The organism is Streptomyces sp. NBC_01171, from assembly GCF_045039805.1.
Taxonomy (GTDB): Bacteria; Actinomycetota; Actinomycetes; order Streptomycetales; family Streptomycetaceae; genus Streptomyces.
In genome coordinates, this window is the sequence record NZ_CP108609.1 from 1112875 (window position 1) to 1125899 (window position 13025).

11 protein-coding genes are annotated in these 13025 nt (G+C 71.6%); 3 read left to right on the forward strand and 8 right to left on the reverse strand.

Translation table 11 applies throughout. The annotated features are described in order from the left end of the window. Position 1: 1 nt before the first annotated feature. Genes OG448_RS05225 through OG448_RS05235 form a run of 3 tightly spaced genes read right to left on the reverse strand, consistent with a single transcriptional unit; the run spans position 2 to position 3154 of the window. Positions 2-841 (reverse strand): carbohydrate ABC transporter permease, encoded by an 840-nt coding sequence (locus OG448_RS05225; protein WP_405558696.1) that lies wholly within the window; start codon positions 839-841, stop codon positions 2-4. Positions 842-848: 7 nt separating this feature from the next. Beyond that, positions 849-1832 carry a carbohydrate ABC transporter permease gene (locus OG448_RS05230; RefSeq protein ID WP_405551745.1) on the reverse strand — a complete coding sequence of 328 codons (984 nt, stop codon included), beginning with the start codon at positions 1830-1832 and terminating at the stop codon, positions 849-851. Positions 1833-1837: 5 nt separating this feature from the next. Then, complete coding sequence (locus tag OG448_RS05235) at positions 1838-3154, reverse strand: ABC transporter substrate-binding protein (RefSeq protein ID WP_405551746.1); 1317 nt, start codon at positions 3152-3154, stop codon at positions 1838-1840. A gap of 349 nt (positions 3155-3503) precedes the next feature. Here OG448_RS05235 and OG448_RS05240 point away from each other — a divergent pair, with 349 nt between their 5' ends. Together OG448_RS05240 and OG448_RS05245 are read left to right on the forward strand one after the other, a co-directional pair. Further along, positions 3504-3818: a hypothetical protein gene (locus OG448_RS05240; protein ID WP_405551747.1), complete on the forward strand. Its 315-nt coding sequence runs from the start codon at positions 3504-3506 to the stop codon at positions 3816-3818. 29 nt (positions 3819-3847) lie between these two features. Continuing rightward, positions 3848-5434 carry a serine/threonine-protein kinase gene (locus OG448_RS05245; RefSeq protein ID WP_405551748.1) on the forward strand — a complete coding sequence of 529 codons (1587 nt, stop codon included), beginning with the start codon at positions 3848-3850 and terminating at the stop codon, positions 5432-5434. 13 nt (positions 5435-5447) lie between these two features. On the opposite strand, the gene OG448_RS05250 is transcribed toward OG448_RS05245, so the two are convergent. The 5 genes from OG448_RS05250 to OG448_RS05270 all read right to left on the reverse strand — a co-directional run bounded on the left by OG448_RS05250 (position 5448) and on the right by OG448_RS05270 (position 10597). After that, the gene (locus OG448_RS05250; RefSeq protein ID WP_405551749.1) at positions 5448-6560 is read right to left on the reverse strand and encodes an AAA family ATPase; all 1113 of its coding nucleotides are present in this window, start codon (positions 6558-6560) and stop codon (positions 5448-5450) included. After that, the gene (gene pnuC / locus OG448_RS05255) at positions 6557-7228 is read right to left on the reverse strand and encodes a nicotinamide riboside transporter PnuC (RefSeq protein ID WP_405551750.1); all 672 of its coding nucleotides are present in this window, start codon (positions 7226-7228) and stop codon (positions 6557-6559) included. Before pnuC ends, OG448_RS05250 begins: the two co-directional genes overlap by 4 nt. Positions 7229-7490: 262 nt before the next feature. Beyond that, positions 7491-9122, reverse strand: a complete 1632-nt coding sequence (locus OG448_RS05260; RefSeq protein ID WP_405551751.1) for an RNase H family protein — start codon at positions 9120-9122, stop codon at positions 7491-7493. Between the two features lie 178 nt (positions 9123-9300). Further along, positions 9301-10014, reverse strand: a complete 714-nt coding sequence (locus OG448_RS05265) for a hypothetical protein (protein WP_405551752.1) — start codon at positions 10012-10014, stop codon at positions 9301-9303. A gap of 367 nt (positions 10015-10381) precedes the next feature. After that, complete coding sequence (locus OG448_RS05270; protein ID WP_405551753.1) at positions 10382-10597, reverse strand: hypothetical protein; 216 nt, start codon at positions 10595-10597, stop codon at positions 10382-10384. A gap of 303 nt (positions 10598-10900) precedes the next feature. On the opposite strand from OG448_RS05270, the gene OG448_RS05275 reads away from it, so the two are divergent. Then, the gene (locus OG448_RS05275; RefSeq protein ID WP_405551754.1) at positions 10901-13006 is read left to right on the forward strand and encodes an N-6 DNA methylase; all 2106 of its coding nucleotides are present in this window, start codon (positions 10901-10903) and stop codon (positions 13004-13006) included. Positions 13007-13025 lie beyond the last annotated feature (19 nt).

A 13025-nucleotide genomic window follows, 5' to 3' on the forward strand; every position in this document is an offset into this window, starting at 1 on the left:
GTCACTTGACGGCGCCCGCCGTCAGTCCCGTGACGAGATAGCGCTGGAGCAGCAGGAACCCGGCGACCACGGGGACGCTCACCACGAGCGAGGCGGCCATGATCTGGTTCCAGTAGACGTCGTAGAGGGTTGAGTAGCCCTGGAGTCCGACGGCGAGGGTGCGGGTGGTGTCGGTGGTCATCACGGACGCGAAGAGCACTTCTCCCCACGCGGTCATGAAGGCGTAGACGGCGACGGCCACGATGCCGGGCACCGCTGCGGGCACGACCACCCGGAACAGTGCGCCGAGCGGGCCGCAGCCGTCCACCAGCGCCGCCTCGTCGAGGTCGCGCGGCACCGAGTCGAAGTACCCGATCAGCATCCAGATGGAGAACGGCAGCGAGAAGGTCAGGTACGTCAGGATCAGCCCGCCGCGCGAGCCGAACAGGGCGATCCCGGTGGCGTTGCCGATGTTGATGTAGATCAGGAACAGCGGGAGCAGGAAGAGGATGCCCGGGAACATCTGGGTGGACAGCACGGTGACCGTGAAGACCCGCTTGCCCCGGAAGTCGTACCGGCTGACCGCGTAGGCCGCGAAGACGGCGATGACGACCGAGCAGACGGTGGCCGAGCCCGCGACGATCAGCGAGTTCACGAAGTACCGGGCGAGCGGCACGGTGGACCAGATGTCGATGTACGGCCGGATCGTCAACTCACTGGGCAGCCAGCGGAACTTGTCGGTGACGTCGGCGAGCGGCTTGAGCGAGCTGGAGACCATCACGTAGACGGGCAGCAGCACGAAGCCGGTGAGCAGGGTGAGGAAGATCCGGCGGGACCACAGGAACGAACGCGGCGGCGCCATGGGCGAGTCAGCCATTTCCGGCCCTCCTTCCGCGCGAGGTGAACAGCAGGTATCCGCCGGTCACGGCCAGCAGGAAGAGCAGCAGCAGGACGGACATGGCGGAGCCGGTGCCGAAGTCCCAGGTGAGGAAGGTCGTTTGGTAGATGTGCACGGAGATGAGGTCGGCGGCCTCGGGTGCCGCCCGGCCGAACAGGACGTAGGGCGTGTTGAAGTCGTTGAACGTCCACAGGAACAGCACCAGGACCAGCACCTGGTTGACCGGGCGCAGGGACGGCAGGGTGATGCGGCGGATCTGCTGCCACATCCCGGCGCCGTCCAGGGCGGCCGCTTCGTAGAGTTCGCGCGGGATGTTCTGGAGGCCGGCCATCACGATGAGGAAGGCGAACGGCCAGCCCTTCCAGACCGAGACGGTGAGCAGGGCGTAGAAGCTGTTGTCGCCGATGAGCCAGAAGGACGGCTTGTCGGTGAGGTGGAGCTGGTCGTGCAGGACGTGGTTCACCAGGCCGTTGTCGTGCTGGAACATGAACACCCAGGTGATGACGGCCGCGTAGACGGGCAGCGCGTACGGCACCAGGAACAGGGCGCGCAGGATGCCCCGGCCCCGGAAGGTGTCCTGCATGAAGATGGCGGCGGCGGTGCCGAGCGCCCAGCACAGGGCGACGGAGAGCAGGGTGAAGCCGACGGTGACGGCGAACGAGCGCAGCAGCGCCTCGCCGGCCGGGGCGTCGAAGTCCACGGCCACGCGGTAGTTGCGCAGGCCGGTCCAGGGGGCGTTGTTCCAGTCGCGCAGGGTGAAGCGGGTGATCGCCCGAAAGCTCATCAAGGTGCCGATGACCATCGGGACCAGATGGACGAGGAGTTCGAAGACCAGGGCGGGCAGCAGGAGCAGGTACGGGAGCGCGGTACGGCGGGACCGCCCGGTGCGGCGCGGGCCGCGCGCCGCACCGGGGGTGTCCTCGCGCACCGGTTCCTTGAGAACGGTGGAGGTCATGGACGTCAGACCGCCGGCATCTGCTGCTGGGCCTTCTCCAGCTTGGCCTTGACGGAGGCGGTGGTGACCGCGCGCCCGGCGGCGGCGTCGGCGAACAGGTCCTTGACGGCGGTACCGACGGCGGTCTCGAACTGCGACTCGGTGGCGACCTGCGGCAGCGCGGCGGCGCTCTTGGCGAGGGTGTCCTTCAGCACGGCGGTGGACGGCCCGTCGAAGGCGGGGTCTCCTTGCGCGGCCTTGACCGGCGGGATGGAGCTGTACGCCTTGTTGAGGATCTTCTGCTCGGCGTCGCTGGTCATGAACTTCACGAACTCGGTGGCGCCGTCGAGGTTGTGGCTGTCCTTGAAGACGGCGATGTTGATGCCCGCGGCCATCGAGTTGACCTGGGCGCCGGGCCCGGGGGTGCCCTTCTGGACGGGTACGGGGGCGACACCGTAGGCGTCGTCCTTCATGCCCTGGGACTTGAGGTTGGCGGCGGCGGACTGCCAGAGCAGCATGGCCTGCTTGCCCTTGGCGAAGTCGCTGACGGACTGGTTCTGCGCGTACTCGGCGTTGCCCGGCGGGATGGCCTTGTCCTTGGCCATGAGGTCGACGTACTGCTTGACGGCGTCGACCACCTTGGGGTTGGTGAAGTCGGGCTTGCCGTCGGCGGAGAAGAAGTCGGCGTCGTGCTGCTTGGCGAAGACGAAGACGTGGTGGATGTTCTCGGAGAGGTTCGAACCCTCGGCGCCGAGCACGGACTTGCCCTTGGCCCTGATCTTGGCGCCGTCCGCGACGAGTTCGTCCCAGGTGGCCGGGGGCCCGTCTATGCCGGCGTCGGCGAAGATCTGCTTGTTGTAGTAGAGGGCGTACGACATCGAGTACAGCGGTACGGCGGCCGGGTCCTTGCCCTCCGCGCCGGTGGAGCCGAGCGCGGGGTCGACGAAGCGGTCCCGTCCGCCGATCTTGGCGAAGTTCTTGGCGTCCCAGGGCAGCAGCGCGCCGGTCGCCTGGAGGGAGGCGCTCCAGGTGTTGCCGATGTTCAGCACGTCCGGGCCCTGGCCCGAGGTGGTGGCGGTGAGGATGCGGTTGAGCAGGTCGGACCAGGGCACGACCTCCACCTTGACCTTGATGCCGGTCTGCTGCTCGAACTTGTCCAGCTCGGGCTGGAGTACCTGCTTGTCCACGGCGACGCTGGCGCCCTGGTTGGAGGCCCAGTAGGTCAGCGTCTTGGACGAGCCACCGGCCCCGTCCCCGCTGTCCGTACCTCCTCCGCACGCCGTGGCCGCGAGGGCGAGAGACATGACGACGGCGCCTGTGGCCGCGGCTCGGATGCTGCGCATGGCTCCAGCGGTCCCTTTCCGGGAGAGAGAAACCCCGAAAACCGCGTCGGCTCCTCAGGGCTTAATTTAGGACGTGAGTTAATCCTCCGGAGGGGGGTGCGTCAAGGGATTCGGCACGGGTAAGTGAGCGGGTCTCGCGTTCTGAGAGGATCACCCGTCAACTGTTCTGCACCGGAACACGTTTCAGGGGGATGTCACGATGCTCACCGCCCGCAGTGTGGGACCACTGCTGCTGATCGCCGCGCTGCTGACGGGGTGTTCGCCGGCGAATGACTCGGGCAAGTCGGCCGCGCCGGCCCGGACTTCGGCACCAGCTTCATCGGCACCGGCTGCTCCGGCATCTCCGTCCGTGGCTCCGCCCGAGGTCCGCGACGCCTTCGCCGTCCTCCAGGCCACCTACAACGACGGCTGCACCACCGAAGGCAACTGCGAGTACTTCCTGAACCGCGTCCTGAGCAACCTGACCGACCTCCATGACTCCATGAAGGTGAGCCCCAAGGGCCAGGGCCACTTCGCCGCCCCCCTGACCTGGACGGACAAGCTCCGCGAGACCGTCGGTGCCGACCCGTCGTTCCCCGACCTCAAGCGCCACCAGAAGCTTCTGCTGGACACCCGCGACAAGGTCAACACCTGGATGCAGTCGCATCCCGAGGACTACCGCTGAGCGGGCCGGCCGAAGCAGGGGGAGAGTCGATGAACACGTCCAGTGAGGCGTTCCGGTCGCTTCAGGCGGACGATCCGGTCGCGGTGGGGGGCTACCGGCTGGCCGCCAGGCTCGGGGCGGGCGGGATGGGACGGGTCTATCTGTCGCACACGCAGGGCGGCCGGCCGGTGGCGATCAAGGTCGTACGGTCGGAGCTGGCCGACGACCCCGCCTTCCGGCGCCGGTTCCGCCGGGAGATCGCGGCGGCCCGCCGCGTCCGGGGCGCGTACACCGCGGAGTTGATCGACGCCGACCCGGAGGCCGAACCGCCCTGGCTCGCCACGCTGTACGTGCCGGGCCCCTCCCTGGCGGACGCCGTCGCCGAACGCGGGCCGCTGCCGGTCCCGGCCGTCCTGTGGCTGATGGCGGGCGTGGCCGAGGCGCTCCAGGCGATCCACGATGCCGGCATCGTGCACCGGGATCTGAAGCCGTCGAACGTGCTGCTGGCCACCGACGGCCCCCGCGTCATCGACTTCGGCATCTCCCTGGCCGCCGACGCCACGTCGTTCACCGCCACCGGCGCCGCCATGGGCACGCCCGTGTTCATGGCCCCCGAACAGGCGTCCGGTGGCGAGATCACCCCGGCGACGGACGTCTTCGCCCTCGGCCAGACGGCGGCCTTCGCGCTCCTGGGCGAACCGCTCTACGGCGACGGCTCGTTGCCCGCCGTGCTGTACCGGATCGTTCACTCCGCGCCCGATCTGTCCTTGCTCCCGGAGGAGTTGCGCCCGCTGTTCGCCCGCTGCCTGGCCGCCGACCCGAAGGACCGGGCCACTTTGGCGGACATCGTCCAGTGGTGCGGGGAACGCATGGGCCCCGCCCCCGAGGGTGGCGCAGGATCGTCCGTCTGGCGGGAGATCAGGGGGTCGGAGCTGACGGTTCCGGCACCCCCCGCCCCGTCGACCCGGATGCTCCCGCCCACCTCCGTGCACTGGCCCTACGCGCCCCCGCCGGCCGAGCCGATGTCCCGCCGGACGCGCGCGGCACTGATCGCGGGCGCCCTCGCGGCCGTCATGTCCCTGGCGCTGCTGGGGGGCCTGGCGTGGACGGCGCTCGGCTCGGCGGGGTCGCACGGTTCCACGGCGCGGGGCTCACAGCGGCCGACTACCGATGCCGGAACGGGGGCGGGCGCCGGCGGCTCCGGCTCCCTCGGTGACGCGGTCGAAGCCTCGTCCCGTCCCTCCCCCACCGCCCCCGCGACACCGCTGCCCATCGCCGAGCCCCTTCAGTACCTGGACGCGACGAACTCCCTGAACCTCGGCGACCAGGACGTCCGGAAAGACCGCAAGGGGGACATCCGCTTCACCTGCCGCGCACAGAAGTGCTCGCTGGAGAGCCGCAGCAGTGTGCTCCTCCCGCGCTTCGTCGAACCGGGCGCCACCTACGACTCGTGCGAGTTCGAACTCCGGCATGCCACCAGCCACCACCTGCCCCTGGCGGCCGTGGCGACGGGAAGCGAGATCTGCGCCAGGGACCGCGCGGGCAACATCGCCCTCCTGGTGGTCCAGGTCAAGTCGACCGCGTCGCCCGAAGTGGGTTTCCTGATGGTGGACGTGACGGTCTGGCCGCCCGCCTGAGCGGGCGCACCGGTCAGCCGAGAGGGTCCGCCAGGTGCCAGCCGTCGGCGAGCAGGCGGTCCACCGCTGTGAGGGCGGCGGCGAGGCGGGTATGGCGGTCGCCGTGGAGTTCATGCCAGGGGACGCCGGAGGTGGTGAGGGTCTCGCGGAAGCGGTCGGTCATCCAGCCGCGCAGGTGCTCGCCGTCGCGCAGGCCGTCGTCGTCGAAGGGGACGTCCTTGTCGGAGGTGAGCAGGTAGAGGGCGCGCGGGGGCATCGACTGCGCGAGGTCCCGGACCGCGGCGGTGGTGCGGCCGCGGTAGCGCTCCTGCCAGATGGTGGTGGCCAGGGCATCGGTGTCGCACACGAGCACCGGCCCACCGGTACGGGCGGCCTGCTGCTCGGTACGGTTCTGACGGCGGGCGACGAGTTCGAAGTCGGCGTCGTCCCAGTCGAGGTCGCCCACGGTCGGCGGCGGTGCGTCGGGGGCCGCCAGAGCGCGGGCGCGGGCAAGCTTGGCGACGGTCAGCTCGCGGCCGTACTCGGGCACCCAGCGGGTGAGCGCGTGCGGGCCGCCTCGGGCACGCAGAGCGGTGGCGAGGTCGCGGGTGAGGGTGGTGGTGCCGGTCGACTCGGCGCCGACCACGACGACCCGGCGGGCCAGCCAGGCCCGGACCGGTGGCTCGATCTCCGCCCAGTGGGCGACGGGGTCCGCGCGGACCTTCGTACCGGAGACGGCGAAGGTGCCCCGGTCGAGGTCCAGCAGCACGGGGGCCGCGTCGAAGCGGCGGGCGAGTTCGGTGCCGTAGGGCTCGGAGCTGAACACCGCGTCCACGGCGGGTGCGTGCGGGCCCAGGGCGAGGGCCTCGCGCATCAGGGCAACATGCCCCTCCCAGGCCACCTCGCTGTCGTAGTCGACCGGCAGATCGTCCACGACGCCCACGACCGCGACGTGCGGGTCGTCGGCCCAGTGCTCACGTATCCAGGCGACGCGCTCCGCCAGCGGGATCGACTCCTGGCCGGCCGCCATCACGACGACCGTGACGGCGTCGCACGCGTCGGCGGCGGAGCGGATCAGGAAGTGGTGGCCGGAGTGCGGCGGGTAGAACTTGCCGATCACCAGCCCGTGGACGAAACGGGCGCTCACGCGGCCACCGTCCGGTCCGGCGCCGCGGCCGGGGGCCGGGCGGCCGCCGACTCACGGCGCCAGGAACGCCATCCGACCAGGCACATCGCCAGGAAGAGCACGTAGACGATGCCGGTGAGGTCGAGTCCCTTGGCGAAGTACAGCGGGATGTAGACGAGGTCGGCGGCGATCCAGAAGTACCAGTTCTGGATCTGCTTGGCGTTGAGCAGCCACTGCGCGGCCAGCGAGAGTGCAGTGGTCAGGGCGTCCCAGAACGGGGCGGAGTCGTGCGCGCGGGTCAGCAGCACGGTCAGCCCCCAGGTGACGGGCACCAGCAGGGCCAGCAGGACGTACAGGCTGGACCGGGAGGCGTGCCCCATCCGCCGGCGGGAGCGCCGTTCGCCCCCGCGCAGCCAGATCAGCCAGCCGTACGCGGCGAGGACCAGGTAGACCACTTGGAGCGAGGCATCCGCGTACAGCCGGGCGCTCCAGAACAGCACCAGAAAGAACAGGTTGTTGGCGATCCCCACGGGGAAGTTCCACACACTCGCCCGTACGCACAGCCAGACGCACACCGCACCGGTGGCGAAGCCGAGCAGCTCGGACCAGGTGACCGCGTCCTGACCCAGATGGAACAACTGATGGTTCAGCGGCGCGACCAAGCTGCTGAGTATGTCCGGGACAGCCATGCCGTCCTCACCCCTCCCTATTAATGTCGATGTGACGATAACAAGGAGGGGTGAGGTTGCACAACGGAGTCGCAGCAAACCGCAACGCACGCCCTCGTGTGCCCGGCTGTGCTTGCTGTCGGGGCGGTGCGACCGGAGGGAGGCAGGGCGCACCACTGTGCCGCTCGAAGCCCACCCCTTTCGGTGGCCCCGGCGACTGCCGTCCGGTCTCTCCGCTCCCGTCTGGAGGCGACGCCTTCAGCTGCCGCCCCGGACCATGGACTCAGGCAGCGACCAAGAGGGGGCCGGCACCCGAGCCGAGCGAGCGGAGGATCCGTGCCTCCTCCTTCCGGGCGGCGGAGGGGGTGATGCGGCCGGTGGCGCGGCGGAGGGCGAGGCGGGCAAAGGCGTCGGCGGTTTCGTTGAGGTCGTGTCCGATGTGGCCCTTCAGCCAGCGGACCTGCACGCGGTGGCGGTGGCGCAGCAGACGGCCCATCAGGTGCCGGCTCTCCGGGAAGAGGAGGGTTCGGTGGGCGAGGGCCGGGTCCGCGGAGCGCAGGGCCGAGTCGACCACGTCGACTGCCTGCGCGCTGTCGCACAGCAGGACCACGGCCGCGTCCTCGTGGTGCTCGAGGAGGCTGAGGGCGGCAGCGCAGATGCCGAGGACTTCGGCTTCGCCGCTGCTCGACGCCAGGGAGTCGCCGTATCCGGTGGTCCCGTCCTCGGCGGCCCAGCCGTAGCCGCACAGTGCGGAGTCGTCGCCGACGGCAGCGTCGGCGACGGCCACGACGGCTGTGTCGGGGAGGTCGGCGAGCAGGGCGTAGCGGTCCACGTCGGCCGGAACTGAGTCCGTCTGATGTTCACCGTCGCCGTTCTCTGCCGTGTCGGCAGAGTGGGCGTCGGGCAGGAGGGCCGCGAGAGCGCGGTGGCAGTGCGGGCAGCCGTCGGCCCGTTCGCGGCAATCCGCCTGGTGTCGCGCAACCAGCTCCCGCACCCGGTGCCACAACTCGGGCTCGGTGTCGGCGAAGCGCGCCAGGGCCGCGGCGCGGCACTGCGCGACGAGGTCCGCGAAAGGCCCCGTGGTCACGCAGGCTCGCATCCGCTCGTGGAGCTCCGTGGTCCGGAGCAGGGCCTCGCGGGCACGGGCGGCGAGAACCGCGGCGTCCTGGTAGGCGGCGTCCAGAGCGTCAAGCCGGGTGCGCCGCGCGGAGGGAACGCAGGCGAGTACCTCCCGTTCGGCCTGACCGATCGCGTAGCGGCCCCAGGCCAGCGCCGCACGGGCGTGGCGGCTCCACCGTTCGGCCATCGCCTCGTGCGCGAGGTACGGGTTCTCCTCTTCCCAAGCATCGCGCAGGAGCGCCCGGACGAAGGCGTCGTCGTCGCAGTCCCGCAGTTCACGTACCGCTGCCGGCAGTTCGTCGCCTGCCGTTCTCCGGTCCCAGGCCCACTGGGCGAGGTCGCTCTCCGGCGCCTGCGGTGTGCCGTCCGGCACCCCCCTGTCGCGGAGTTCCTGCCGCAAGGCCTCGGCGAAGGCCGCGGGGGACGCCCTGCGCGCCACTCTCAGCTCCAGCATGTCCACCGGCTGGGAGCGGCCGGCGAGGCGGCGGGCACGCTGCTCCTTGTACACGGCCTCCGCCTGCGACCGGGCCCGTCGCACCCTGCGTGCGTGTGCTCGCAGCCGGCGCAGCCGCTCGGCGAGCTGAGCCAAGAGTTCCGCGCGCCGGACCTCTCCGCGGGCGAGGACGTCGGCGTGGGCGAGAGCGACGGTGATGGGGCCGGCGAGCGAAACGTGTTCCAGGGCCGCGGCGGTCTCCGGAGCGCAGATCCCGTTCATTCGTGCGAGGACGGCCTCCTGAAGGCCGGTGAAGTCGTCGGCGAAGCGACGGATCAGCTCGGTGTGCTCGGTGATCGTCACGGTGGCCTTCCAGGTCGCGGGTGGTGGTGAAGGGGGCCGCACAGGGTGTGCGATCGGGCGCGGGTACGGCCGGCCCGTGGACACGGTTCCGGTCTGCACCCGATGACGGCGGAGGCGTGAGCCGCCGCCGTGTGGCCGACGACGAGCGCAACTGGCGGGGCTCCGTACGCGGTCGGGGCTACTGCACCTGGCCGGTGAAGATGGCCGTGCGGTACCAGCCGGACCCGGACGTGTCGGTCGGCATGATTTCGATCTGGGCGTTCCTGGCCGTCTTGGGGAACACGCAGGCCGCCTTCCAGCTCTGCGACTTGCCCGGCAGCAGGTGCGTGTCCGGTGTGCCGGCGAAGCCGGCGTCCGTGTCGAAGACCTCCTCGGCGCCGTCCGGGCAGGACAGGCTGACCATGCTCAGGTCGATCGAGGACTTGGAGCCGTTCTGCATGGTGACGGAGAAGGCCAGGTAGGCCTTGCCGGACGGGCTGGCGTACTCGCCGGAGGTGCCCCGGCTGAAGCCGCTGAGCCGCGCCTTGACGCCGTTGTTCCACTTGGCGGTCTTGTCCAGCGCGACGGTGAAGGTGTCACTGTCGGAGTCGTCCTGGGCGGTCTGCGCGTCCCCGGCGCTCCGGGTGTCCTGCGAGGCGCTCACGGTGGCCGCCGGCGGTTCGATGTCGGCCTGGTTGCCGCCGGTGCTGGAGCAGGCGGACAGGGAGCAGCCCACGACTGCCGCGGCCACGGCGAGGACGGTCCTGCGCGGGCGGGCCAGGGGCGCCGCGATCAGCGCGAGACGCGAGACAGCGGGGGTGAGCCGCGCTCCGTGCCACGACGGCTTCCTCCCGGCGTGCGGAGACGAAGGGGAGGCAGAGGACGGCGTGCCGGAGATGTTCGGGTAGTTCATGAGGTCGCTCCTTATAGGGAGGTGAACGGAAGGGACTGACGGGTGGCGGAAGGAGAGGGCGCGCATGCGGACGGAAGCGGAACCGCCGCGCCGGGTCCGGACCGGGGGGGCCAACCGGGGGCGGACGCGGGGTCACAGCCTGGACGGCACGGGTACGCGGGTGGCGAGCCGCGGGTCGCGCCCTGCTGGTGGGGCCCGTCCGGAGACGGGCGTCGGCTGGGGAAGTCGCGGCGTCAAAAGGCCCGTGCCGCAGGCCCGTTCAGCTCCGCACGCCCCGAACGTCCGGCTCAACTCGCCGTTCGGGTCGAGGAGTGCGCCCGCGACGCGGCCGGCGCAGTCCTTCACGCCGTCCGGCCGCTCTGGAACTTCAGCGTCCGCCGTACGGTCGTGCGCGCGGCTCGACCTGACGCCGGTCCTGCCCGGACATGGTCTTGAGGGTGCGCGACTCCTCCGCCTGACGCGGTGACGGCACGAGACGTACCGGCGTCGCGAGGGACCTGGTGCCGATGACCGCGTCCGGCCGGACCGGCATGACGGTGAGCGGGAGTCCTGCCGGGATGCCGCGCGGCACGGTCGGGCGCATGGGTCCCCCCCTGGGTGGTGGTCGATCGACCTCGGCCTGCCCCGAGGCGCCGCACGTCCCCTGTATCCCGCCGACAGGCGGGCCGGATGAGGGGCTGAACGCTCAAGGACATGGCTGTGGCAACGAAAGTGACGCTCCACGTCGTGAGTGTCGCTCAGCGACGGAAGCGACTACATGTAAGCATGCACGTGAAAGCGTTGTCCATCAGCTTGCGGGAGTTGACGCGTGCTGTAGGGTGTGACCACGCCGACCATCGGAGCCAGGACCGCATCCATGCCGCAGCCACCCGCACCATCCGCCCAGGTGACAGCCGCCGAGATCTCCCGCATCGCGGGCGTCACGCGGGCCACCGTCAGCAACTGGCGCCGCCGGCACGTGGACTTTCCCGCGCCCTCGGGCGGCACGGACAGCAGCCCCCTGTACGACCTGGAGGAAGTCCGCGCCTGGCTCGCCTCCCGCGGACAGCACACGGCGGCCACGCCCAGCGGGGAGCTGCGCACCACCCTGCGCCTCCGCGAGCGGGCCGGCGCCGGCACGCCCGACCTGCTCCTGCTGGTCCTGGCGGCGGCCCGTCGCCCCGCCGACGACCTCACCGGTCTGCTCGCGCTGCCCGACGCCGACCTGGTGAAGCAGGCCAACGACGCGGCGGCCGGGGTCTCGGACGTGGTGCCGGACACGGAACCCGTCGAGTTCACCGCCGCCGACACCACAGTGCTGCGCGCCCTGCTGCTCTGCGTCCGCGACGAGAGCGCACAGACGGCGCTGGCCGTACTGGCGGAGCGGGAGCTGGAGGATAGCGCCGCCAGCGGCGCCTACCGCACCCCGGCCCCGCTCGCCGGCCTCCTCGCCCGCCTGATCCCGGGGTCCCCGACCCGCGTCCTCGACCCCGCCTGCGGCAGCGGCACCTTGCTGACGGCAGCCGCCGCACGCGGCGCCCGCGAGCTGTACGGGCAGGACAGCCTCCCCGTCCAGGCCCGGCGCACCGCGGTCGGTCTGACCCTGACGGCCGGGGACGGCGCGGACGTCACCGTGCGCACAGGCGACAGCCTGCGCGCCGACGCCTTCCCGGACCTCACCGTCGACGCCGTGCTGAGCAACCCGCCCTACGGCGACCGGGACTGGGGTCACGACGAACTGGCCTACGACTCGCGCTGGGCGTACGGTTTCCCGCCCCGCGCCGAGTCCGAACTGGCCTGGGTCCAGCACGCGCTGGCCCACCTCGAACCGGGCGGCCACGCCGTGCTGCTCCTCCCCCCGGCCACGGCGTCCCGCTCCTCCGGCCGCCGTATCCGCGCCGAGCTGATCCGCAGCGGCGCGCTGCGGGCGGTGGCGGCCCTGCCGCCTGGGGCGGCGATCCCGCTCCACATCGGCCTGCAAGTGTGGGTGCTGCAGCGACCGGAGCCGACCCGGCCGGCGTACCAGACGGTGCTCTTCGTCGACACGGTGGGCGAGCCGTCGGTGCCGGGGCGCGGCGGAACCCGTTCGGGTTCGGTGGACTGGGCGCGGGTGACCGAGCAGATCCTCTCCGCGTGGACGGCATACGCCGAGGACCCGGACGGGTTCGAGGCGCAGGCCGGTGTGGCGCGGGCGGTGAGCGTGGTCGACCTGCTCGACGAGGTGGTCGACGTGACCCCGGCCCGGCAGGTGCGCTCCTCGCAGGCGGACATCGACCCGCAGGAACTGGCCCGCGAGACGGCGGCGACGCGCGAAGGACTGGCGGCGGCCGTGCGGACGGTGGCCGAGCTGGCCGGCACGGCGCCGTGGGAAGCGGCAGGGGCTTCGGCCCGCGCGTGGCGCACTGCCACGGTGTCGGACCTGGCCCGGGGCGGGGCGCTGAAGGTGCTGCGTGCGGTCCCGGTCTCGCCGCGGGCGATGGCCGCCGAGACGGAGGACGCGGAAGCGGGCGCCGACGGCGGGGAACGCCCGCCTGTGCTGACGGGCGGCGACATCGCCCGCGGGACCGGGCCGACGGGGCAGGCCCTGGACGTGCAGGCTGAGCAGATGCCCGAGATCGCCGTGGGCGACGTCCTGGTCCGCAACCTGGTCGGCGGCACCGGCCCCGCGGCCCGGGTTGCGGGCGAGGCGGAGTCCGGTGCCTTGCTGGGGGTCGGCGTCCACCTGTTCCGGCCGGATCCGGCACGGCTGGACCCCTGGTTCCTCCTCGGTTTCCTCAGCTCGGAGGCCAACCTGGCAGGTGCCTCGACCGGCAGCTCGTCACTCCACCTCAGCCCGGGGCGGCTGCGCGTACCGCTGCTGCCGCTGGCGGAGCAGCGACGGTACGGCGAGGCCTTCCGCCGTGTCGAGGCGCTGCGTGAACAGGCGCGGCGCGCACAGGACTTGGCCGAGGAGACGGCCCGGCTCGTGAGCGGGGGGCTCACGGGCGGGCAGCTGGTGCCGGAGCCGACCTAGGCTCCGGAGCTACCCCCAC